This window comes from Varibaculum cambriense DSM 15806 (genome assembly GCF_000420065.1).
GTDB lineage: Bacteria > Actinomycetota > Actinomycetes > Actinomycetales > Actinomycetaceae > Varibaculum > Varibaculum cambriense.
In genome coordinates, this window is sequence record NZ_ATUF01000005.1 from 50,375 (window position 1) to 74,581 (window position 24,207).

Consider the following 24,207-nt stretch of genomic DNA (forward strand, 5'->3'; position numbering starts at 1 on the left):
GCTCAAAAACACTAGGACGCATCTACGAGCGTGCTTTCAACAACTGCTCCATAACCTCATCACCCGGGGCCGCACCCGAATAGTCAGTGGTGCAGTTCGCCCGCACAATCTCAAAAATCTCATACCAGTACACGTTTGCTTGCTTACCAAAAGATTGGCTCATCGCAACGAACGGGGAAGCGATAGCAGCTCCCGTGGTCGGGTGCTTGCCGAGCAAACCGAACTTGGAGATTGCCTGCTCGCACTGCACATACCGGGCGAAAGCCTGGGCGTAGGCCTCAATGAGACGCTTAGAAACAAACTTCGTGCAGCCGCGCTCGTCAAGCCAGCGCCACGTCTCCCGATACACCAAATCAGCACCCAAGGGTTTGCCATCACGCTGAACCTCCGACAGATACTCAGAAGGCTTTGGCATCACCTCACCAGCAAGGACAGCACCGTCACCAATATCGAGTCCCTCGAAATCGTAGGGGTCATCCAGACGCGACGCGCTTACGCCCTTGGCGAGCTTCTCGTTCAATGGGGCGGGTTTCGCACCTGAGCGGACACGTCTGCCGCCTCGGTTAGTTCCGTCCTTCGCCATAAGTACGTCCTTCGTGAAAAGTGGTCAGGCGTATCGGGAACTATCTACTGAGGTTTCCGATCGATCGTGCGATTGCCTGGCCCATAAGGTAAAACTTTCGGTCGCCGCCTTTGAGGTTCTGTGGCTCGGGCCCATCCTCCGGGACCGGCCAAAATCCCGATTGTGCGATGAGTACGTCGTACTCATCTTCATATTGTGGTTCGGACTCGTCATCGGACGTGTAGAGAACTCTGATCTTCCCTGTCTCTGGCATGCCAGCTTCTTTTAATCCGTCAGTGAAGGTGCCACTCCTACGCCAGAACGCACGAATTGATGCATTGGGAGGAAGGGTCCGAGGAGTATCGAATAGCACTTTGATCTTCTCAGCGACGTCGTCAGCTGGATCCGGCCAGTTATCGAATTCGAACCGGAGATCCCTTGCAACGCTGCGGCCGACGTTAGTAATACGGAGATCGAACGATCTAGGACCGGCCAAGCTAGGCAAAACTTCAACGTAAACATACGGTCTAGTCTGTTCAATGCTGTCATGTCGAGCTTGCTCATTTGCTTCTCGAGCAGCATCGCTCGCATCCTTAGAGGCGCGCATGGCTTGGACCGCCGTGCACCCCGCCCATAGTGCGGCAATAAGAAGCCCTAAGGTTAGTAGCGTTGTCAAGAGGCCGCTCCAGGCGGCCATCATGTCAGTCCAATTTGGTTCGTTCATCAGTGCCCATTTTACTTTCGGGCGCCTCATTATTCATGGCCTTTAATACCCTGTTTGATTCGGTCTTTTTGCGTACGGTTGGCCCCGCCCGCTGACCTTCGCCGAAGTTGTAGAGATTCGAGGGCCCCAACCCCTAACCGAATCCTCGACTGGTCCCGTAACTTGGCGTGGGAAGAAGGTCGATATTTTTGGGGTGGGGAAGTGCTTAGTGGTTATGTCGCGTTTTTCAAAAAATCTAGTAGGTGTAGACCTGAAGGGCTTGCCTCCATCTGTCACCGTCTAACGCGCTCTGCCTGGAGTGGCACGGTTTGCAAAGCGAGCGCAGGTTAGCAAAGTCATGGCTGCCGCCATGCTCGAGGGGAAGAATGTGGTGGACTTCCTGTACCGGTGTCGTCTTGCCTTGTGCTAGGCAGTCTTCGCACAAAGGATGCTGGGAAATGTATGCGGCACGGATGCGTCGCCAGCGTGCACCATAACGCTTGTTGATTCTCGGGTCACGTTGAAACTTACGGTAGTTCTTGTCCGCTTCCTTGGCGTGGAGCTGGCAGAACCTTTCGCGGGTTAGTTCGGGACAGCCAGGCTGAGAGCAGGGGTGTTTGGGTTTGCTTGGCATTCCCGTTATCTCCTGTGGTGATGGTAAAGCCCCGAGAGGATATTTTCCGCTCGGGGCTTTGACCTTTTTCTAACTAGTTACACTATATCAGGCTCGAAACGGGAATGTCGTCCGCGTTTTGTCCAAGCATCTTAGCGTCCGTACAGGAGACTGGTGAGGTGGTCTAGGGCGGTTTTGCGCCGGTTGTAGGCGGTGGAGCGTTCCACGTTTAGCCGCTCTTGCACCTCATAAATCGCATCAGTGGCGGACTCGTACCCGGAAAGGAAGCAAACTTCTAGCACGTCACGTTCCTCATCGGTGAGCGCTTGCCAGGCGGGGTTGAACCAGTCCATGTAATCCTTGGCTTGCAGGTATTTGCGGGTGCGGTTATCGATCCGTTCCAGGTGTCTAAGGATTTTGTCTTCGGCAGCGGTGGGATTGAACGCACGGCGGCTACCATCCAAGACGGGGGAGGACAGGCTGGGCAGGTCGGATTCGATAGCTTTCAGGTCATCGGGAGTGTTATCGATGATGGTTTCCATAGTGGCGTAGTCGCGTAGCGCGTTGATAGCAGCGGCGCGGCGGTCAACGTAGCGCCAGGTGATGTCGGTTTCTTGATGCGTAACGCTCATTTGGTTTCTCCTTTCAAGGTCTGCGCTACCGCGTCGATGAGCGCCGACTGGGTCATGTTCTTCGATTCGAGTGCACTCAGAATCTGTTGATCAATCGAATCTTTGGTCGCAATATGCGTAATAGTCACCGGCTTGGTCTGGCCTTGCCGATACAGGCGGGCGTTGGTTTGCTGGTAGAGCTCAAGGCTCCAGGTGAGGGAATACCAGATGAGGATTGAGCCTCCTTGTTGGAGGTTAAGCCCATGCCCAGCGCTGGCTGGGTGAATCAATCCGAGTGGGATTTCACCGTCATTCCAAGCTTCAATATCTGCTGAAGTTTTTAACTGTCTGGCTTGCGGGAAGCGCTGCCGGATGCGTGCTAGGTCGTGTTGCCACCAATACGCCACAAGCACGGGATTCCCATTCGCTGCTTCGATGAGGTCTTCAAGGGCATCGAGTTTGCGACCGTGTACCACAATGGGGTCGCCGGCTTCGGTGTAGATCGCACCAGACGCTAGTTGGGTGAGCTTACCTGCCAGGACGGCAGCATTGGCCGCGTCAATCACCGCATCACCCAGCTCAACCACCATCTCTGCCGCTAACCGGTCATATACCTTGCGCTCCCTGCCGTTCATGGTCACCTCGGTGGTTGTGACAGTCAGTGGTGGGAGGGTGAGGTAGTCGCTGGTTCGCATCGACAGCGTGATATCCGAGATTGCTCGGTAGATTTCGTCTTCAGCGCCAGGTTTGGGTTTGTAGGTGAATACTTGCATTCCACTGCGCTTATCGGGCACGAACCATTTATCGCGGTAGCGGGAAATGTAGCGTCCGAGCCTCTCACCCAAATCCAGCAGCCGGAACTGCGCCCATAAGTCCATCAACCCATTGCTGGCTGGGGTGCCGGTAAGCCCGACGATGCGCTTTACTTGTGGGCGGATCTTCATGAGCGCGGTAAAGCGTTTGGCGCGGTGGTTTTTGAAGGAGGAGAGCTCGTCGATGATGACCATATCCCACTGCCACTTGATGCCACTACGGGTAATAAGCCAGTCGACGTTCTCCCGGTTCATCACTGTGATGTCTGCGCCTGAATTGAGCGCGACTCGGCGTTGGCGTTCGGTGCCGACAGCTACTGCCAGACGTAGCTGGCGTAAGTGGCTCCACTTTGCTTGCTCGGCAGGCCACGTATTCCTTGCTACGCGCAGCGGCGCGATAACCAGCACTCGGTGGGCTTCAAAGGAGTCGAAGAGGAGGTGTTGTATTGCTGTCAGGGTGATGACGGTCTTGCCAAGTCCCATCTCGAGCAGTAGCGCTGCAGCCGGGTGTTCTTCAATGAAAGCCGTTGCTAGTTGTTGGTAGTTATGCGGCTTGTATTGCATGGCACACCTTCTTAATGTCGTCAGGATTGTTGAGGATGAGTGCGGTGAAGCCCAGGTGCTTCAGCTGCCTTAGTCTGTGTTTTTGGATTGCGCGGACTTTTCCGCCGGGTGCTTTGACTTCCACGAAGCCAACATGCCCATCAGGTAATAGCACGATTCGGTCAGGTACACCGGCGGTTCCGGGGCTGACTAGTTTCCAGCAGACCCCGCCCAAAGCTTCAACGGTTTTTACGAGTGCTTGTTCTAAATGTTGTTCTTTCATCACGTGTTGCTTTCTGCTCACGTGGTGACGCTTTCTGCCAGTCGTTTACATAACTTTTTATATATAGATATTTGTTTTTATTGCTCTTAAGAAAAGTTCTGTTATAGACCGACAGATAGTGTCACCACTTAGGGGCTAAAGGTTGAATTCGCTCTTCAGGCGCAGTCCGTCCACATAGCGTGCGCTCTTTGTGCGGCGTCTGCGGAATCCGAGTTGTTCCAAGGCTGAATAGAAATCGGACGTGGATCTGGCGTATTCGCCCACGCTGAGCGCGTAGGCGCGATAGACGCTATAAAGCTCGCCCGAGGGCTGTGTGAAGCTCGGGTCGATCTCGCAGTTATCGTCTAAGAAATGTGTCATCCAGTCGTTCTCAAACCGGTAGGCCTCCAGGGCTCGACGAACTTTAGGTGGTGGCTTCAAAACAAAGTCGTCATCAATCACTTTGCGGGCACCATCAACGATCCATTGCAGAACGGCACCAGCGGCGTTTTGGTAGAGGTGTTCGGCGTAGTTTTTGATGTCCGAGGAGCCTTCGATTTTTGCCTCGAATGGGATCACGATCAGCCTGCGCCAAATACCAACATCCATTGCACCTACGCGCGGTAGGTGATTCGTATACAGCACGAGCGTATGCGAAGGAGCGAACGCGAAGGGCGCCTTATATTTCTTTTCTGCATAAAGCAGATCAGTGGATGCCATTTGCTTGGCGATAGAGGTGGAGAGCCTCATGCCTTCCTCGGTCTCTGCCGCGATCAAGAGGCGTTTGCCTTTGGCTTCTGCCAGCTCAGGCTTCACATTCCGCTTCACACCCACAGTGAGAGCATCGGCGGAGATGTTGCCCGCGTATGTGCCTAACACCCGAGCGATTGTGTTCCAAAACGTCGATTTGCCATTCCTGCCGTCGCCGTAGGCGATGATGAGGGCTTCGACGTAGACTTTGCCGATCGCGGTCATCCCCACGATTCGCTGCACATAGTCGATTAGTTCTTGGTCGCCTTGGAAGAACACCTCGAGCGCCGCCAACCACGTGTCCATGCCTTTGGTGGCGGGATCGGTGGTGGTTTGTTTGGTGATGAAATCCCCATAGTCGTGCTCGTGAATTTGCCCGCTGGTGAGGTCAATGGTGCCACCAGGGGCGTTGAGAGCGAAGGGGTCTGCGTCAAGGTCTGCTTGGGTGACTTGCAGCATCGGAGCTGCCTCTTTCAACGAGGCCGTAATCGCCTTAGAATCACGCCGTTTGAGCACGTATTTCTCGTAGGCTTGAGCATTAGTGAGCTGGTCGTAAGCGGTCCACTGCATGTTAGTGAATAGGTTTTTAGCTTTGATCAGGCTCATTGCCGACAGCAACTGAGTGACCCCAGTGGAATCACACGCCGCGCGGGCTTTCTCGAGCAGCTGTGCGGCTTGCTCTAACTGGCGCGTGGTGAGTTCTTGGGCGATGGCGCGCGAGCCTGGTCTGGTTTCTTCCCAAAACGAATCGTTATATACCAGCCAATCTGTGGCCTCAGAGAATGCGAGTTTTTGTGCATATTCGTCTGCCAGGACGGTGGCTTGACCGACATCGGTGAAGTCGGTGGGACGCAGTCCTTGGATTTCGGCGTAGCGTTCTGGTGGAATATAACCTGGTGTTGCAGCGACTTTTGCACCAAACTTCAATGCCGAGGCCCAGATTGCCTCCAGCTCGGCATCGGGTAGGGGTGGCACGCAGGTTTGTGCTTTCGTCTCGAAAAGCTGGCGTGCTTGCTCGGTATTGCCAAAACGCACAATCACTCGCCCAGCGAAAGCGCTCATGGTCGCATTGCGTGCGCCTTCCCGAATCTCACCAGTAGCCATTTCGAGTGCGGCGAACGCGTCAGCATCGAGGAAATCGGTGATGGATAGGGAACCGTCTACCCAGGTGACCTCGGCGGCGGGGTTTCCGTAAATAAATCTGGCAGCGTCGAGAGCGTTGCGGTCAAAGATTCCGGTGTAGGAGGCCAGCTTCTTCTTGATCCCCGTATAGACTGCAGCGTCAGTTACCGGCTTGATTGGGAAGTAGGCGTGGAAGCGCGGCCTGGCGGTCTTTTCACCCTTGGGTTTCAAATGATTCCGCGAGGTCGCGGTCGCCAAAGCGACGCCCGGAAAGATGAGAGCAAGCGATTCCGGTGTCCCCCAATCAGCCGGTGAATTAGAATGGTCGTTATCGATGTCCATCACCACACACGTGGATTGCATGAACTTGTCGGTGGAACGGATATCGCCCTCATATTCGGCCGCCACATGGTCACGTGCCACAGCGTTTTTCAAATCAGCCGCGCTCGTGATGTGCCGGTGATTCGGGTATTTGAGGTTGCGTTGCGCGCTCACCAGGTTAGTCGTGCACAAAATGAAGTCAGTCATGTAGTTCTACCTCCGCGAAGTTGTGGTCAAAGTAGGTGATGGGTAGTTCGAGTTGGTGTGCCCAGGAAATTTCGGCTTTCATGCCTGGAGAGACGCGCGGGGTATATACCCACATCGCCTCGCACTTAGAAAGCAGCACGCGATTAAAGATCATGGCGAGGTCGCGATCCCACGGATCGGTATCATCCATAAACTGTGGAAACAGCAGGTGGGGTGCGAGTGGGATACGGCGACAGCGCACCGCATAAGCTGAGAGATTCCTTGCCAACTCCACATTCATCTGCACGTCCCCGGAGTAAGGTGAGCAGATATAGGTCAAGGGACGGTGGCCGAATTCGGATATTTCCAGAGCCCGCAGTGCCCTATATGCAGTCGGGTCTGCGTAGCCTTTGGAGTTACGCCACGGTGTTAGATCACTGATTAGTGGTCGGTCTTTTTGGAGTGTGTTCATTTGGTTTCACCTGCTTGTCGTTCGATGACCGGCAAGATGTGGCAGCGGTTTTTCAACAGGTCATAGATGAACAGGCGGCCTTTCTGCGTCCAATACGTGTGCATCACCGTCTTGCCGCTTTCCAGCAGGTGGGTTTTGGATTGGGTGTAGCCGCATTTCGCATACTCGGCGTACAGATACCAGATGCCTGACTGCTTGAACTGGATATGTTCATCAGCTAACAGGCGGTTAAGTTTCTTCGCGGATAGCCCGTAGTCTTTAGCGATAGCAGTAATCGGCATCAACGACGGTGACTGCAGCACGATGTCGTAATACGAGAGCTTCGGTGCTGCCTCGAGCAACGCCTGCTCAGCAGCAAGACGCTTGACACGCTCGGCACGTAGACGTGTGAGGGCTTGTTCGAGCAGCTCATCGTTTTTGAGTAGTTCATCAATCGCGTACAAACCGGTCCTACGAATCGATGGCAGAACCTCATCAAACACCCATTTCTCGAAACGTTCCGCGCCCGGCAGGTGACTTGAGACAATCAGGCGATAAACATCCCCTTCAGTGATGAAACGAATCTGTTGAATCCCACCTGACGTTTCAAGGGGGTAACGAAATGGAACCCCCTTGCAATGATCTTGCACTGCCTTATTCAGATTTGTATATCCCAACGCGCTCGCGACGTCACGGCCGCAGAACATGATGGTTCCATCGTTAGTGATGGTGCGGATTTGGCCGAATTGGCTGTTGGTGAACACTTGTAGTGTGGAGCCGGTCATTAGCTCTCCTTCCCATAGTTTGTAGGTGAGAGCCATGAGCTGACCCTCTAAAAGGAGGGCTTTGAGAAGAGCGAAATATAAACGTGACTTTGAAAATAGGCAGGTAAAACCTGATGGGACAGGCGAGAAATTTGCTTGGCTGTTAACGGGATATGGGTTATGATTGATGCATCAAGACCGGTTCCGCCCGCGAGGGTCCAGGGCCGGTCCTCATCATTTCTAGGCTCGAGGGAGGTGCCGTCGTGAGCCCGCAGCAGAGCCGACAAGTGCAGAGCGCTACCGGGAGCGGTAAGGCGTTCAAGACGCATGGCGAGCAGATCAACTTGTTACGCTCTCGCGGGATGGTGATTGATTCCGATCAGTTGGCACGGCATCTGTTGGAACGAGTGAATTATTATCGGCTTTCCGGGTATTGGTACTCGTGGCGTGAGATAGGGGCAGATGGTGCGCGCCGTGATGTGTTTATTCCTGGCACGAATCTTGCTGATATTGATGCTGTTTATGATTTTGATTGGCGGCTGCGGGAAGCAGTGTTTAGTGCGCTCGCTCATATAGAACTCTCGGTGCGTTCTATGCTTGGCCACGAGCTTGGTCGTATTGATCCGCTTGCCCATCTGCATCCAGAGCTGCTCGGTCCAGTGGCTTATGAGACGAAACCAAAACCGCGCCCGTCAGTGAAATATGAGCAGTGGCTGAAGCGGTATCGTAAAGAATTAACGGGGTCACGAGAAGATTTCGTGATGCACCATAACCAGAAATATGGTGGCCAGTTGCCGATTTGGGCAGCGGTAGAAGTGATGGACTGGGGCTCACTGTCATACTTGTTTCAGCTAGCGCCAATACCGGTGCGCGAGACTATTGCTGGCCGGGTGGGTTTGAACGGGGCACAGTTTGGTTCCTGGCTGAAAAGTCTCAATATTTTGCGTAACTATTCGGCTCACCATGCGCGTATGTTTAACAGGGTTTATGCTCTCAAGCCGCGCCTACCGAAGATTGGGGCACATCCTGAATTGGATGCTGTAGCTTCGGTGATGAACCGTCTGTTTGGTCAGCTCACAATTGTCCAATACTTGCTCATAAAGCTTAATATCGGTGACGCGGCTCTGCTTCCTAGTGTGATAGCTAGTTACCCAATTCTTGAGCCACTACCACCGAGCCATCTCGGTATTCCAGAAAACTGGCAGCAGAACCCGCTCTGGAGTATCAACTAATCCTTCTGATAGAAGCCGCATTCGTACCCGGCTGCATCAATCGGTAAACCCTCAGCCCATTGGGGTAGCTCGTTCATGAGGGTGCATATGTCAGCAGCGGTGGTGCCGGAATTGATGGGTTCGTCGATGACGACTTCGTCGTGAATATGCATCACGATCTGGTGACCGGCATTCTCAATGCGGGTGATGGCTTCGGCGAGGAGGTCTCTGGCGGTGGCTTGAACGATGTTCTCGACCAGTTTTCCACCGTAAGTCTCTAGTTTCTGCCACTTCCGAGCCACTCCCTGACCCCAATAAGTAATCGAGGTGCCTCCGAACCTGTTCACGCCAATACCTGGCTTTACATATGCCAAGCACCGACCGCTTGGCAAGGTGATGAAGAGCATCCCGGATTTCTTCTCGAAACCCAGGTTGCGCAGCGTGACCGGTCTGCTGGTGCTAATTGCTCTGGTAGCGGCATTGTCGACCTTGTGCCACAGCTGCACAATATTAGGGTTGGCTTGCCGCCAAGCGTCCACAATGGGCTGTAACTCGTCCTCGCTTAGCCCCATCTTCAAAGCGCCCATAGCTTTGAGCGCACCCACAGAGCCGTTGTAGCCACAAGCAAGAACAGCGATTTTTCCTTTCTGCCGAAGCTCACTGTTGACTCCGTGCTTTTCCACCGGCATACCAAACATCGCGGACGCAGTCGCGCAATAAAGATCCTCACCGTTCTTGAACGCGGCGAGCGTGGTTTCCTCACCAGCAAGCCACGCCAGCACTCGCGCCTCAATTGCTGAATAATCGGCGACGATGAACCGGTGAGCTTCCGAGGGGATGAATGCGGTGCGAATCAGCTGGCTGAGAGTATCGGGCACGGAAGGATAAAGCATATCGAGCGCCTCACCGTTACTGTCACGCACCAAGCCACGTGCTTGGGTAAGGTCGGGCAGATAGTTCCGAGGTAGGTTTTGTACTTGCACAAGACGTCCTGCCCACCGCCCTGTACGGTTAGCCCCATAAAACTGGAGCAGACCATGCGCCCTTTGGTCGATGCAGGCGGCATCCATCATCTTCCGGTATTTCGCCACGGACGAGCGCGATAACTCCTGACGCAGTTCGAGAGCTTCTTTCACCTCACCACTGGCAGATACCAGGGCATCATCGACTGATTCTTTAGCCATCGACTCTATCGGGCAGCCATGCTGTTTCAGCCATTCTTGTAGCTGCAATGGCGAAGCAGGATTATCCAGACCGGTGAGTTCTTGCGCACGGGCGAGTGCTTGCGCCCGGTGTTTTTCGTCAATAGTGATAGCGTTTGCGGCCAGTGTGGTGTCGATACGGATACCGCGGTCATTAATCCGCTGATCCACTTCATACTGTTCCCACACGTACTCGGGTACTGGGAAGTTGGCGAGCTTGTGTCGGATTGCTGTTTCTACTTGGACATCGCGGGCGTTGTAGCTCTTAAAGAGCCTCCAGCCAGCCGGGTCGCTGCTGGGGAGCCGCCGCTGGCTGTTGTCATCCGGTACGCAGAAGTGCTTGATGAGATCTTTACCTTCATCCATCTTTTGAGCATCGAGATTCAGCACTTTGCCGACATCTTTAAGAGAAAGTGGCAGGCCAAGGGTTGCCGCCCACACCATGGAGCAACGCCACCCAGCAGGGTCAAGACGTCTTCCTAGATAGGCGGAGAGGCAGGTGCGTTCAAAAGCGGCGTTGTAAGCCCACTTAACCACGGCAGGGTCATCAAGTGCTCTAAGAATCTTTGCTGGGAGTTGCTCTCCAGATGCTAGATCCACTGTGCGCACCGTGCAACTGTCGATCGCGTAGGAGAAAAGGAGAATCTGAAAGTCAGGGTGGTTACAGTATTTGTAAACTCCGGCTTTGGCGAGGCTGATTGGCGAGTAAGTTTCGATGTCGATACTGAGCGTGCGCATAAGGTTCCTTAACGAGTGAGTGGGGCGGAGCCAACCGACTTGACTCCGCCCCTTGAGTGGATTGGTTTGCTTTAGGCGAGGAAGTCCTCGTCTGCATCCCAGGTATCGAACTCGGAGGATGCGCTCACATGCCCGCCGAGTGGCTCACCATCACGGGTCTTTTGAATATTGCCAAGACCGCAGGCCACGCCACGGTTCCCGTTGGTGTTGAAAGCGTAGAAATTGATGGAAACTCGCCCGTAGCAGCCAGAATAGACTTCGGAGCGGTCGAGGATGGGGTTTACGTCTTGATCCACGATCTGCGGAGCATTAATACTGTTGGCATTCACGAAATAATGTCCGGCATAAGCGTCATCGTCACGCTCAGCATCTCCATCACGTAGCGGCAGCTTCAGTGATGCGCGTGGCGGGATCTTCCCGCCGAACTTCCCAATACCCTCGGTGATTGCTGCCTCGATAGCAGCATTAATCGCATCGATAGTAGCAGCATCATCTTTAGGGATAAGAAGCGATACTGAGAACTTTGGTTTGCCGCCGTTAATAGATTTTGCTTCCCACACGTTCGCGTAGCTCAAACGTATTTCGCCGGTAATAACCTTGGTCGGATTATTCTTCTTATTCTTGGTGTTCACGCGGTTCGACATTTTCGTTACCTTCTTTCTTTTCGTTATTTGTCGATGTTTGTGAAATCGTCAGCCGCCGTGCTGATCTGCAGCTCGGGGCGTTTGTCAGTGACGGGAACCAGGGTGGGTTTCCCCTCGGGCTTGACCACCAGATCCCCGAGAATCTCAGAGAACTGTTTCTTTCCCATGAGCTTTTCCATCGCGGTAATAGTGAGCAGTGATCGTTTATAGATATCGCGGTAGCCTGCAGCTTTCGCAGCCTCAGCCACCGCAGTCTCATCTGTGTATTTGCGGATCGAGCGGCCAGCAACCAACTTGAAACCCTCGTACCGCTCACCGCTTAGGGCTTGACTGAGGGCATAGTCCTGCACATCTGACGCCCACCGCGTGAGTCCTGGTATTTGCGCCAACACCTCAGCCACCTCAGCTGGGCTGAGTTCGGCTGGCGGTGCGAACTCGAATTTAGCCAGCTCAAGGTTCGCTTCAGCTCTTGCCCGGCAGGTGGAGGCGATGCGGCAGAACTGACACCAGGTACCGGCGCAGAACTCGCCATCGCCTTTCGCTGCTAGTTCGGCGGCAGGCTTGAGGGTGTGCTCGGCCCACTTGTTCAGCTCAGTGACGCTAATCGTCCAGGTGGATACGTTTTTGCGCCGTGGCTGAAAAACCGTTAATGCCACCTGCTCAATGTCATAAAGAGCGTCGAACAAGGCAAGTGCACCGATCGCGTAGAGCATCATTTGCGGGTTCCACTCAGCTTCTACCAGCACGCCCAAGCCATATTTCAAATCGATAACGTGCAAGGTGCCATCAGCCACGATGAGGCAGTCGCCAGTGCCGAAGCCACCAGGCACAACGTTGGAGAAATCCAAGTGTTGTTCGATGTAGATCACCGCGCCAGACGTCACCTGTTTGGCTTGCTCGTATTGTTCGAGCACGTAGGAGACGTAATCGTCGGTGTGGGTATTCATCTCGTCATCTTCGTATTTGGAGACGGGGCGTTTAGATTGCTGCTTGAGTGCTCGGCGCAGCTTATGTTCTGCCAACGCGTGAGCCGCCGTGCCTTGAAGTGCAGCTTCACTTGGAGCCTCTGTCACCCCAGCCGTGAGTTTCGCTGATGGGGGACAGTGCAACCAACGATGCGCCGACGAGGCGCTCAAGAGTGCGTGTTTTTGCGGTGGCATCATGCACCACCAGCCTCAGCCTCAGCTGCAGCGAGCACCGCGTTGGCTTGCTCCACCGTCAACTGTGAAAGCTTCGTATGCTCAAACGAGCGAATCTTGGCTTTGATGAAATCGTTTAAGCCCGAGCGTGCATAATCCGCCAACACGCCGCGCACTTCCTCCAGTGGCAGCAGCTTGACCTGCGGCTGAGGTTCGCTGACAGATTCTGCTTGTTGATTCTCGACGGTTTCGGGTTCACCCGGCCCGCCCGTGAGCATATAGTCCGCTTCGATACCTGATTCCATCCAATACAGCAGGTCGTTCTCGGTTGCTTCTATTTCGGCTTGCAGGCTTTTCAAATCTTGGCGAAGATTGACGAAAATTTGACGCATATTGGCTACATGGTTCGCTGGAGTCATCACGCCACCTCATCTGCCTGATCAGGACCAAATACGGCCTTCATGAACGACTCGAAATCCTCATCCGCAAACGAACCACGCCGCTTACCTGATATCTTCGACTGGTCGTTGTCAATGATTTCAATGGATTGCACATCCCGCCCCTGCAGTAACACTGCACACCGTCCACTCTGACCCGTGAGCTTGCGCAAAACCCTTCCTGACAGGCGGCGCATACCCACCGATGCCACAGCATCCGGGTCAGAATGCTTACTGACCTTCACACGTAGTTTCCGGCTCATCACCGGCTCCTTCCTGAAAGAACCCTCCCAGTGAGACCCACTGCCTTCACGCTGTGTTCCTTCACTAGGAGGGCTTCCAGGGGGTCGAAATATAAATCAAAGTTTGAGACCAATTTCGGCGGCAATCTTCGCCCGCGCAGATTTCAACAATTGCGAGGCACGAGGCTGAGTAATTCCAAGCTCAGCCGCCACCGCAGTCAAAGGCACCTGATTCAAACGATTCTGGATAACGATGAAGCGCTCACGCTCATCCAAGCCAGCCAAAGCACTCTCAACCGTCAACCGCGTATCTACGTCATCAAACGGATCATCGAACGCTTTCATGTGACCATACTGGTCGACCAGCTCATCAAAAATATTGCCGCCACCAGCCAAAGGAGCACGCCAACACGAATCCGTATTGCGTACCCACTGTTTCGCCTGGTTATACTCCGGCTTATTAATCTCCTCCCGGACAATCTCCTCAATAGAACGCCGCTGCACCAATTCAAGGCTTTGTACCATATCGCGGCGTTGACGATAATCAGCCTCAATCATCGAGACCACCTCGCCATCACTCACCTCAACCTCCACATACTCTGCTGGCTTTTTGACATCGAACTTTTGCTTTTCGTAGCGCACCTTGATACGCATCTCGAATCTCCTCAGTTGTCTGGGGAGATCCGCAGGGATATTCAGTTATGCGACCGGTCTGCAAAAACAAACGAGACAGCTAGGACAACTCCGAAGAATCGCCCCAGCGCTCGCGTCCCTGCAGACCTCCCGAAAATTTGACTCTTTTCGGTTGCGAAACCAGCGAGCACCATTTGGGCCCCGGCGCTCACCGGCCTCACAGATATATGTGTGCGGGAAACTCGTTTTCAAAGCCGAGTTGAACAGACTAATGTCGAATAACGTGGGTTAAACTGGTACTCAAGCCAACCAATCGTCAGTCCGCCCGCCTCACACTTAGAAACTACGCAAGGAAAAACGGACAGCATGGCGGAAAAAACAGTGCAGAAGACGGACAAGAGAGACAAAAACACGGACAAAAGGAAAGGGCAGATGACAGTGCAGTTTTCAGAACTTGTAGCCCCTCTTTTTGACAAGAAAAAGCATCATGGTCAGGGCACGTTCGTCATCACGGTGCTTACTAAAGCCGGCTCCACATATCTCAAAGCTCAGAGCCAAACTGACCGTGACTACGCAGCAAAAATCTTTAGAGGCGAACGAACTCTTAGCGAGCCGATACGTGAATCTTTTCAGGGCACGATCAACCGGCAGACTCTCATTCCATGGTTACAAAGAAGCCTTGAAGAACAGCGGAATTTAAGCCAAACGAAGTTCACAGACACGTGTCTCCTTTATGGATTCCCAAAGGAGCAAGAAATAGATATTCAAGTGCTCGCACAGGCGCTAGCAGAACAGCTCCAGGAGATTCTCTTCAATCCCGACAACGATGCTCCAGTCATCACTGCTGCCTACGAGCATTACACCGAAACTCCAGATAAGCCTTTCTCCGGCATTACGCAGCCCCTCATCAAAGGAGATCGCGTGCTGGTATCAGTGCCACCGGCACTGCAAGAGTATCGACTGCCGTTTTACAACGAGATTGAGCATACGTGGACTATTCAAAACACTGGCAAAGTCAGCTGGGATGGGCGCGCGTTGCGCTGTGAAGACCCCGAACGATATCAACTACGACCAGACAAGCGGATAATTGCTATCGAACATCTAGATCAAAACAGATTTATCAAGCTGTCGACTGTGATTAAGGCGCGTGGAGAAGAAGGCAGATTCACAAGCCACTGGATCATGGTTGATTCGAATGGTGTGAATTGCTTCCCAAATGAAAAATCTGCCTTCAATATCGTTATTGATGTAATCAATCCGAACCTCCAGCAAGTAGCGGCAGAAGGAGCAGCGTGAACGAGATGCAGATCGAAAAATGGTCAACCTCGAAAGAGGTGCAAGAATACCTCGGTATCGGCCGAGACACTCTTGTCTCGTGGATACAACACCGTAACCTGCCCGCATACAAAGTCGGCAGATTCTGGAAGTTCAAAATCTCAGAAATCGACGAATGGGTGCGATCAGGTCAAGCCGGAGATGGACTTGAAACAATGACTAAGCAAAGGAGCGCGAATGCCTGAACTGAACTGGGTTGGCAAAAACAAGGTGATCAACCACCACCTTGACGTGCCCTATCGCGTGCTCGAGCGCCAATACTCATTCGATACAGACGGTCAGCACGAGGTCGACAACGGCTCCAACAATATGATTATCCATGGCGATAATCTCGAAGCACTCAAATCACTGCTGCCACGCTACGACGGCCAAGTCGACGTCATCTACATCGATCCTCCTTACAACACAGGAAACGAAGGCTGGGTCTACAACGATGCCGTCAACGACCCACAAATCAAGAAATGGCTCGGCGAAGTCGTCGGCAAAGAAGGCGAAGACCTATCCCGCCACGACAAATGGCTATGCATGATGTACCCACGCCTGCGGCTGCTCCAACGTCTCCTAGCGCCAACTGGTGCAATCTTTATCAGCATTGATGACAATGAAGCCGCGAACCTGCGCCTCATTGGTAACGAGATTTTCGGTGCTCGCTGCTTCGTTGCGGATATTTCTTGGCAGCGCACGTACTCAACCCGAAACGACTCCAAGGGTATCCCGGCTGAAGTCGAGCATCTGCTGGTCTTCTCGAAGCAGCCAGATTGGCAACCCAACAAGCTCGAGCGCACAGCTGAAATGGATTCAAAGTACAAGAATCCCGATAATGACAGATCTCCGTGGAGAACAGACAATGCTTTTGCTCCTGGAGCGCGCACGCACCAAGGCATGGTGTATGCCATCCAGCATCCGTTCACAGGTGAGCTGCTTTATCCCGCCATTAACAACTGCTGGCGATATCAGCAAGACGAAATGTTCTCAATAATGTCCGGATGGACGGACTATGAACTAGTGGATTTGTACGATGAAGCCGAGCGCGCGAAGGTGTGTGGAGTAAAAGCTGAAGAGGTTCGTGAGGGCGTCAAAGCTATCATGCTTGCTAAGCCTCTGGAGCAGGCGCGTCTTGATGCTCAGGCGGTTCTCGCCCGTGGGCAGTGGCCGCGATTCTTTTTCACGAAGAATGGTGAAGGTGGTATTGCTCGTAAAACCTACCTTGATAGTGTTGGAGGTCTGCTACCCACGAATTATTGGTCTCATGTAGAGGCTGGCCATACGGATGAGGCTAAGAAGGAGATTCAGGAGCTTTTTGACGGTGCGGTAGCATTCGATACTCCGAAGCCAACGCGCCTTATCGAAAGGGTATTGAAGGTGGCCAGTTCGCCGCTTTCGATTGTCCTTGACTCTTTCGCTGGCTCTGGGACGACTGCTCATGCTGTGCTTAGTCTGAACAAGAAAGATGGCGGTAATCGGCAGTTTATTTTGGTGGAGCTGGGTGATTATGCGGATAGTGTGACGGCAGAGCGAGTTAAGAGAGTCGCTCGAGGCTATACGGCAACCAAGTCGGTCAAGACAACTCTTTATGACGAGAAGCTAACAACAGCAATGCTGAAGAAAGGCGAAAAAGTCTTCGCTGAAGCAAAAGCAATCGCAGATGGAGCCAAAGACCAATACGAGAAGGTGACCGGCCCGTCGGTGAAAGATGGGCAGCTCCAGGTGGTAGCCCAAACCAGCGCGAAAGAAGACGTTCCAGGATTAGGCGGCGATTTCAGCTTCTATGAGCTCGGCCCGGAGCTTATCGCCGAGGGTAACTTGAACCCGGATGTGCCGGTAGCGCAGGTGCGCGACTATATCTGGTTCACTGAAACAAGGCGGGCGATACCTGATGATTCGTCCTCGAACCCGTACTATCTGGGGAGCGCGAACGGAGCCGTTTACTACTTCATTTATGAGCCCGATGCTGTGACTGTGCTGGATCGTGCTTTCTTGGCGACAATGGATCCGAATCATCGGGGTGAGTCCTACATTGTTTATGCCGACTTGTGTGAGTTGAGCGCGGAGGAGATGACGAAGCTTGGCATTGTGTTTAAGAAGATTCCGCGCGATATTACGAGGCTATGAGGTGACCAGATGGAACTGAAGAAATATCAGCAGAAGGTCATCTCTGACCTGACTGACTATCTTGCCATTTTGGAAGAGGAGGGCTCTCTTTCTGGGGCTTTTTCTCGTTATTGGGCTAATCGCCAAGTCCAGGTGGGCGTGAACGGGATCCCGCGCTATCAAAACATTATCGATCAGGTACCGCACGTGTGCTACAAGGTGCCCACGGGTGGTGGCAAGACGTTCTTGGCGTGCGCATCGGTCAAGCCGATTTTTGATTCGCTGCATCAACGCAAAGTGAAAGCACTGGTGTGGTTGGTGCCATCGGATGCGATTTTGAGCCAAACCTTGGCCGCGCTGAAGAACCCAGCGCACCCGTATCGGCAACGGTTGAATCTTGATTTCCATGGCCGTGTAGAAGTCTATGAGAAGGCTGAGCTGCTAGCTGGTCAGAATTTTAGCCCCGCGACGGTCACTGATCAGTTGTCGGTGATGGTGCTTTCGTATGATTCGTTCCGTTCCTCGGGAAAAGAAGGGCTGAAGGCGTATCAGGCTAACGGTAATCTTGCGCCATTCCATACGGCTTTTGGCGCTCCTGAATTACCGATTGATAAGGCAGATGATACCGCACTGTTCCAGGTGATTAACCAGCTCAACCCGGTAGTGGTGGTTGATGAGTCCCATCATGCTCGCTCGACGTTGAGTTTGGAGATGCTCAAGAATTTCAATCCTGCATTCGTGCTGGATTTAACTGCTACTCCGCGTAAGGAAGCCAACATTATTTCTTATGTGGATGCGCTCCAGCTGAAAAGCGAGAACATGGTGAAGCTGCCCGTGATCGCTTATAACCGGGATTCGCAAACCGATGTGCTCACTGACGCTATTGGTCTTCGTAACAAGCTCGAGGAACTAGCGATAAAGCGTCAGGAGCAGGGCGGGGAGTATATTCGCCCGATCGTGCTCTTCCAGGCACAGCCAAAAGCGAAAGAGGATGCAACCTCGTTTGAGAAGCTGAAGAGCAAGCTGGTCGAGGTGGGCATCCCTGAAGAACAAATCGCGATCAAGACAGCCAATACCAACGAACTCAAGAATGTTGATTTGCTCTCTGAACAGTGCCCGGTGCGGTACATCATCACCGTGAACGCTCTCAAAGAGGGCTGGGATTGCCCATTCGCCTACGTGCTCGCATCTCTTGCGAATAAGACGAGCAGCGTGGATGTGGAACAGATTCTGGGGCGTATTCTGCGCCAGCCCTATACCCGTCATCACCGTGAACAGCTGTTGAACATGAGCTATGTGCTGACCTCATCGGCAGATTTTGCGTCCACGTTGCAGCGAATCGTAGAGGGTTTGAATGAGGCGGGCTTCACTGGGAAAGACTATCGAGTGGCAGAAACCCTCCCTGCTGCACCAGAGAAAGAACAACCACCAACCTCGCCTCAAGCGCCGCTATCGTCTGGTACTTCTTCGTCGGAGGAGGCGCCGGAGGAAGAGTTCCTTGATTTTGATCCCGTCCAGGTAGCAACCGATACAACCGTTGCCGATGCTGAAGATGGCGAGCAACTTAGTGGGCTAGGGCAGTTGTTGGAGAGCGCGGCAACGCAAGGTAGCGAGTATGAGGCGGCAGCAGAGCAGGCGGCACAAGACATTGAGAATCTGGTGCCCACGGATTTAGCAGACAAGGTTGAAATGGATGGCATAAAGCTTGAGTTCGCTGATGAGGTGAAACGTTTACGAATTCCACAGTTCTATATCAAGACTCCAGGTTCCCAGCTTTTCGGTGACACCGATGACGACGAGCTTGTTCTGTTGCACAAAGAGAGCCTGACGAAAGAGTTTAAACTTCGCGGCCATGATTCACGTATAGATCTGGGTAGAGCGAGCGCAGATATGGCGCGTATCGATGTGAAACGCGGCGATGCCGACGTGCCCAAAGCGTATCGGATGAATGCTAAAGATCAGCAGATCATGCGTGAATATATTGCTTCGCTACCGCCCGAGGGTAAAGTGCGTAACGCTATCGCCACTGTGCATATGAGGCTTGAGAAGAAGTTCGACGAGATCGCATCTAGCGATCTAGAAGCCTACATCACTAGCGTTATTGAAGGTCTTGATGGTGGCCAGCTCGAGACCGCTGTCACCGCTCCATTGACAGCGGCAAGCCGGATTGAGGAAAAGATTCGCACCTACCTGGATAGCTACCGGCTCGAGCAGTTCATGCGCGGCATTGAGATCGGCACGATTACCACACAAGCAACCTACGTGCTTCCTGACCATATTCAGCCCATAGATGCGACGAGCTTTATCGGAGGATCTTTGTACGAGGCAGAAGATTCGGTGAACGGTCTCGAATATGACCTGGCTATGTCGCTATCGGATAAGAGCTCTGTGAAATGGTGGCACAGGATTATCGAGCGGCGCGGATTCTGTATCAACGGTCCGAGCAATCACTATCCAGATTTCATGGTGGAAACCACTAGCGGCCATATCGTGCTGGTCGAGACAAAGGGCGAGCATCTGAAAAACACGGAGGATACGAGAATCAAGCTCAAGCTGGGAACCGAGTGGGCTCGCATGGCCGGGCCGCTTTTCCACTATTTCATGGTCTTTGACGAAGGAGTCGAGCCGCCATCTGGTGCGCACACGCTCTCAAGCTTCGACCGGATCTTGGATGCGCTGAGCTGACGTGAGCGCGGGGTTAGCAATGGAGGGCAGCGAGATGACAGCAACAATCACCCCAACACTGGCAGGGGCAGATTTTGATGCCATCTTCACTGAATGCTCGCACTCGTCATCCCTGCAACTCGTGAACCCTAGCCAGTTACGCCTGTTCTACTTGGACACCATTAACGGTTTGTTTGACTATGCAGGGCTAGAAGAATTCATCCTTGATTGTCTCGGTGATTATGTGTTTTCACGAGCCGAAATAGAAGACTATATACAGCGAGGTAAAACCAGAAATATTAGTTTGTATGCGCTACGCAGGTTAAGGCAGCAGCAAACCGCAGGGCAGATTGGTTCAGGGTCTGACTTAGGTGAAATTTTGCTGTTCGTGTTCCTCGAGAAAATACTTGGGGCACCGAAAATCATGAGCAAAATCGAACTCAACCGGGCAGGAGGAGCTCAGCTGAGCCGTTGCGATGCGATCCATCTTCGGCCACCGAACCTGGCAGGAAACCTGCCATATAACACGATTGTTTTCGGCACTTCCGAAATCGTTGACGACATCGAAGATGCTATCGATGATGCCTTCGAGCGAATCAACCGCATTCAAACCAACCAGCGCAACGAAGTGCTGATGGCAGAGAATACGGTTTTTGAGAAAACCTTCGATGATCGAACCACCCACCACATCAAAGACCTCCTGATCCCGACGAAAGGCAGAGGAACTAAACGCGACATCGGCTACGGTATTTTCCTCGGCTATAAGCTCGGCCTCAACCCCTCTGCCTATTCTTCCGGTAGCTTTGATGCACAATTGGTTGACAAAATGCGGCTCGATATCGCCCAGCACGCTGGCCTGATTATGCGCAAAATCAATGAGCTGAACCTTGCCAACCACTCGTTCTACATCTACGTGCTGCCACTGAATCTTCCCTCGACAGATCGCATAGAAATCATGAACCATGTTCTCGACCAAGGTGTACAGCCATGAATACCCTCGGGGATGTCATTTTCAGCGATATCAACGACAACGAGTTTCTGAACGAGCTCTACGACGATCTGCTCTACAATTACGGGATATTAAAATTCCCAACCAGGCGAGAACCTAGACCGGTGGATTTAGAAGCAGCGCTACGCTTTGCCGACCTTCTATCCAAATCGAACCATCCATACGAGAAAGAGCACCATCGCACGTGGGCACAAGAAATCATCATCTTGTGTGACAAGCTCTACCCTGAAAACCCGCTGGTGCGCATCTACGCCACTTCCGTCTTTACGGCTGTAGGTAACTATCAAGGATTGAAACTCATCGGAGGTGGCAACGTACCCCTAAGCATTTTCGAGCGCGCTTTTTCCGGTTTCCAAGAAGACTATTTACGCGTACCCGGTACTGAAGATCAGACGTTCTTCGCACCGCAAAAACGCATCTACGACCGCTTGAAAGATCCAGAGTTCAGCTACTCGGCACCGACTTCTTTGGGTAAATCGTTCGTCATGCGAACCTTCATCATCAACCAAATCAAGCAAGGAGCCACAGCCAGCTATGCCATCTTGGTTCCCACTAAAGCCCTCATCAACGAGACGCGCTCTAAAATCATCAACGACCTGAAAGAAACCTTGGCAGAGAGAAACTACCGGGTCATCTCCGCAGCTGGCGATATCGCCCTGGAAGGCGAACACAACTTCATATATGTGCTCACCCCAGAACGTCTGCTCTACCTACTCGTCGCCAAGCCGCACCTCAAACTCGACTATCTCTTCATCGACGAAGCACACAAACTCTCAGGCAAGAACACTCGCGCACCGTTCTATTACCAGGTCGTCAGTATGCTTCACGACCGGCCAAAACCACCACGCTTCATATTCGCCTCACCCAACATCCCAAATCCGCAAACCTACCTCCAGCTCGTGGATGAAGCCATCGACGGAGACGAATCAGCTATCGCCACCACCTATTCGCCCGTCACTCAATTCAAATTCATCATGGACGCATCCAAGCAGGAAATCCTCGTCTACAACGACCACGCGCACCACAGCACCACAATTGCACCGTATCAAGGGGCAGATCCACTCAACAATCTCCTTGCCGCGCTACAACTAGCCAGTGCCGAGGATAGAGCAGCCCAGACCGTCGTATATTTTCCCTCGAAAGAAAAAGCCATAAAAGCCGCGAAAAACTGGGCACTAAAACAGCCGATATTAGCTGATGATGAATTAGATGCACTCGCCGAAGACATTAGTCGTGACGTCCACGACCAGTACTACCTCGTTGAATTAGTACGCAAAGGCCTCGCATACCACATCGGCTATCTACCGCCGGCAATACGCCAGCGAATCGAGGATCTATTCCGTCAAAGAAAAATCAAAACCATATTCTGCACCAGCACGCTCCTCGAAGGAGTGAACCTACCAGCCGATAACCTCATCATCACCTCAAAGAAAAACGGCCGAGCCTCCATGAGCGCAGTGGATTTCAATAACCTGATCGGCAGAGTAGGGCGCATTGAATACAACCTTTATGGCGACGTCATCATGCTCGTCTTACCCAAAGAAACCAGCCGAGAAGATTTCACACAGTTCCTTGATGAAGAGATCCCGCCGCAAAAACTGTCCATCGAAACTGACACTGGCCTATTCAGAAGAATCGATAAACAGCGGGTCGTAGAAACTTTAATGCAAGGGAAAATCGCGCTTCCAGAAAAGAAGCAAAATGAGAGTGAAGACAAGCGTGAGATGATTCGTCGCTACGAACTCATATTGCTTCGCGACATCATGGAAGACCGTTCAAGCCTCGTGCGCCGAGAATTCACTGAACACCTCGATAAAGAAAAAGAAGCCACGATTAGACAACAGTTCGCAAAGCGAGAGGTCGCCCAGGACGTTGACCTCAATATTTCCGTAGATCAAGTAGAAAACCTCACCCACGCAATCAGAAACGGCCTCACATATCCTGAACGTGTCGAAGGCAGCTCTTTCGATTATCGTCAAGTGCTAGAGTTTCTCGAAAAACTCGCCAGCATTTTCCACTGGGACATTTACGAAAGTTCAAAACTTGGGTACCGAAATCCCAAGACTCAAGAGCACACAAAACTACGTTGGTATGCCGTCATACTTTGCCGCTGGATGGAAGGTAGAGGACTTAAATTCATTATGAATCAAGCCATCCAGTATCAAATGAAACATCCAGACCGTTTCTTCGTGACGGACTACCTAATGGAGCGCTACACCGATAGTAAAGAGCACCGCAACATCGTCATGGCCAATACCTTGAAGACAATCGAAGAGCAGATCCTGTTCAGCCTCTCGAACTACTTCCTACGCTTCTCAAACGAGTACAAGAAAATCCACAACGTCGAGAGCTTTCCAAACAACTGGTACGAATATGTCGAATACGGCAGCACCAACGAGAAAGCCATCGCCCTGCAACGTTCCGGATTTTCTCGAGAATCAGCTACCTATATCCTGAAAAATAACCCAGACTATCTGCGAATCGATGAACGAGGAAGCCTCCATCTCGACTTCGGGCTCACATCCTCACCGAATATCAACGTTAGAAACGAAGCGAGCGAAATCTTCTACAACTTACCCGAGCTTTTTGACAGTATTCCGCCCTTCTAGAGAATGAAACTACAGCTCAAACCAACTATTTCGCAAAAGCGAGGTTTGAGCGCATAGATGCGCGCAAGGTTTTCAGCTTTCTGAGCTAACTGTCTCCAGGGGCTTAATTTGGCGTTAGCGGGAGGCGTAGTCGACCAAACCACGAATCCCTACTTTAGCTTGATAACAAGGGAAAACAGGCGTATTTCCTAAGAGCTCTGAGTGCTCACCTTTGTATCAATACCAGCAATCCCGTAACTTCGTTGGCGTAGTCCCGTTAGGGATTACTGGCACTAAATAAGAGCCCCAGGTTTTTCCTGGGGCTTCAACATTTTTTAGCTGGGGGAATCGAACCCGTGAGGGCTGGCGCGGGGAGGTAGCGAACGCGGGCTGAGCGTTCGCCCGCGCCCGTGGTTTTAAAGTTCGCTGCGGGTCTGGCTCGGTAAAAGCACTCCGGGGACCCCATGACCTGCTTCCGCAGGTCAGGCCCCTCTCGTGTCTTTTACCAGCCGCGACCCTTGCTCGCACCGTGAAGTCAGATACTTACCGCGCCTACTCGAAAAAACCTAGCCCG

The 24,207-nt window shown here is 52.6% G+C and carries 22 protein-coding genes; 7 read left to right on the forward strand and 15 right to left on the reverse strand.

Annotated elements, in window-relative coordinates:
* Positions 1-22: 22 nt before the first annotated feature.
* The 9 genes from F605_RS0107810 to F605_RS0107850 all read right to left on the reverse strand — a co-directional run bounded on the left by F605_RS0107810 (position 23) and on the right by F605_RS0107850 (position 7,721).
* Positions 23-583: a P27 family phage terminase small subunit gene (locus F605_RS0107810; protein ID WP_022865325.1), complete on the reverse strand. Its 561-nt coding sequence runs from the start codon at positions 581-583 to the stop codon at positions 23-25.
* Positions 584-623: 40 nt separating this feature from the next.
* Entirely contained in the window at positions 624-1,286 is a 663-nt protein-coding gene (locus tag F605_RS0107815) for a hypothetical protein (protein ID WP_244865195.1), read from the reverse strand.
* Between the two features lie 235 nt (positions 1,287-1,521).
* Positions 1,522-1,899, reverse strand: a complete 378-nt coding sequence (locus tag F605_RS0107820; protein ID WP_022865327.1) for an HNH endonuclease — start codon at positions 1,897-1,899, stop codon at positions 1,522-1,524.
* Between the two features lie 131 nt (positions 1,900-2,030).
* Positions 2,031-2,510 carry a hypothetical protein gene (locus F605_RS0107825; RefSeq protein ID WP_022865328.1) on the reverse strand — a complete coding sequence of 160 codons (480 nt, stop codon included), beginning with the start codon at positions 2,508-2,510 and terminating at the stop codon, positions 2,031-2,033.
* Entirely contained in the window at positions 2,507-3,865 is a 1,359-nt protein-coding gene (locus tag F605_RS0107830) for a DEAD/DEAH box helicase (protein WP_022865329.1), read from the reverse strand. Before F605_RS0107830 ends, F605_RS0107825 begins: the two co-directional genes overlap by 4 nt.
* A complete protein-coding gene (locus F605_RS0107835) occupies positions 3,846-4,148 on the reverse strand; it encodes a VRR-NUC domain-containing protein (protein WP_022865330.1) in 303 nt (100 codons plus the stop codon). Before F605_RS0107835 ends, F605_RS0107830 begins: the two co-directional genes overlap by 20 nt.
* A 114-nt stretch (positions 4,149-4,262) precedes the next feature.
* Entirely contained in the window at positions 4,263-6,506 is a 2,244-nt protein-coding gene (locus F605_RS0107840; protein ID WP_022865331.1) for a phage/plasmid primase, P4 family, read from the reverse strand.
* Positions 6,499-6,957: a DUF7768 domain-containing protein gene (locus F605_RS0107845; RefSeq protein ID WP_022865332.1), complete on the reverse strand. Its 459-nt coding sequence runs from the start codon at positions 6,955-6,957 to the stop codon at positions 6,499-6,501. The genes F605_RS0107840 and F605_RS0107845 overlap by 8 nt, the downstream gene beginning before the upstream one ends.
* Positions 6,954-7,721, reverse strand: a complete 768-nt coding sequence (locus F605_RS0107850) for a phage antirepressor (protein WP_022865333.1) — start codon at positions 7,719-7,721, stop codon at positions 6,954-6,956. Before F605_RS0107850 ends, F605_RS0107845 begins: the two co-directional genes overlap by 4 nt.
* A gap of 242 nt (positions 7,722-7,963) precedes the next feature.
* On the opposite strand from F605_RS0107850, the gene F605_RS0107855 reads away from it, so the two are divergent.
* Positions 7,964-8,932, forward strand: coding sequence for an Abi family protein (locus F605_RS0107855; protein WP_022865334.1), 969 nt, complete (start codon positions 7,964-7,966; stop codon positions 8,930-8,932).
* On the opposite strand, the gene F605_RS0107860 is transcribed toward F605_RS0107855, so the two are convergent.
* From F605_RS0107860 to F605_RS0107885, 6 genes are all read right to left on the reverse strand, one after another.
* Positions 8,929-10,851 (reverse strand): DNA polymerase, encoded by a 1,923-nt coding sequence (locus F605_RS0107860; protein WP_022865335.1) that lies wholly within the window; start codon positions 10,849-10,851, stop codon positions 8,929-8,931. The genes F605_RS0107855 and F605_RS0107860 overlap by 4 nt on opposite strands.
* A 71-nt stretch (positions 10,852-10,922) precedes the next feature.
* On the reverse strand, positions 10,923-11,495 hold the full coding sequence (locus tag F605_RS0107865; RefSeq protein WP_022865336.1) for a DUF2815 family protein: 573 nt from the start codon (positions 11,493-11,495) through the stop codon (positions 10,923-10,925).
* Positions 11,496-11,518: 23 nt separating this feature from the next.
* Positions 11,519-12,655 (reverse strand): DUF2800 domain-containing protein, encoded by a 1,137-nt coding sequence (locus F605_RS0107870; protein WP_027723708.1) that lies wholly within the window; start codon positions 12,653-12,655, stop codon positions 11,519-11,521.
* Positions 12,655-13,053, reverse strand: coding sequence for a hypothetical protein (locus F605_RS0107875; RefSeq protein ID WP_022865338.1), 399 nt, complete (start codon positions 13,051-13,053; stop codon positions 12,655-12,657). The genes F605_RS0107870 and F605_RS0107875 overlap by 1 nt, the downstream gene beginning before the upstream one ends.
* On the reverse strand, positions 13,053-13,334 hold the full coding sequence (locus tag F605_RS0107880) for a hypothetical protein (RefSeq protein WP_022865339.1): 282 nt from the start codon (positions 13,332-13,334) through the stop codon (positions 13,053-13,055). The genes F605_RS0107875 and F605_RS0107880 overlap by 1 nt, the downstream gene beginning before the upstream one ends.
* Before the next feature lie 96 nt (positions 13,335-13,430).
* Positions 13,431-13,967, reverse strand: a complete 537-nt coding sequence (locus tag F605_RS0107885; protein WP_022865340.1) for a sigma factor-like helix-turn-helix DNA-binding protein — start codon at positions 13,965-13,967, stop codon at positions 13,431-13,433.
* Between the two features lie 345 nt (positions 13,968-14,312).
* Between F605_RS0107885 and F605_RS0107890 the strand changes: the two genes are divergently transcribed.
* Genes F605_RS0107890 through F605_RS0107915 form a run of 6 tightly spaced genes read left to right on the forward strand, consistent with a single transcriptional unit; the run spans position 14,313 to position 23,654 of the window.
* Entirely contained in the window at positions 14,313-15,242 is a 930-nt protein-coding gene (locus F605_RS0107890) for an NBR1-Ig-like domain-containing protein (RefSeq protein ID WP_022865341.1), read from the forward strand.
* Positions 15,243-15,247: 5 nt separating this feature from the next.
* Positions 15,248-15,466 (forward strand): helix-turn-helix domain-containing protein, encoded by a 219-nt coding sequence (locus tag F605_RS0107895; RefSeq protein ID WP_244865198.1) that lies wholly within the window; start codon positions 15,248-15,250, stop codon positions 15,464-15,466.
* A complete protein-coding gene (locus F605_RS0107900; RefSeq protein ID WP_022865343.1) occupies positions 15,459-17,393 on the forward strand; it encodes a site-specific DNA-methyltransferase in 1,935 nt (644 codons plus the stop codon). The genes F605_RS0107895 and F605_RS0107900 overlap by 8 nt, the downstream gene beginning before the upstream one ends.
* 9 nt (positions 17,394-17,402) lie before the next feature.
* Positions 17,403-20,057 (forward strand): DEAD/DEAH box helicase, encoded by a 2,655-nt coding sequence (locus F605_RS0107905; RefSeq protein ID WP_022865344.1) that lies wholly within the window; start codon positions 17,403-17,405, stop codon positions 20,055-20,057.
* Position 20,058: 1 nt separating this feature from the next.
* Complete coding sequence (locus F605_RS10535; RefSeq protein WP_051132154.1) at positions 20,059-21,027, forward strand: HamA C-terminal domain-containing protein; 969 nt, start codon at positions 20,059-20,061, stop codon at positions 21,025-21,027.
* Complete coding sequence (locus F605_RS0107915) at positions 21,024-23,654, forward strand: DEAD/DEAH box helicase (RefSeq protein WP_022865346.1); 2,631 nt, start codon at positions 21,024-21,026, stop codon at positions 23,652-23,654. Before F605_RS10535 ends, F605_RS0107915 begins: the two co-directional genes overlap by 4 nt.
* Positions 23,655-24,207: the final 553 nt, after the last annotated feature.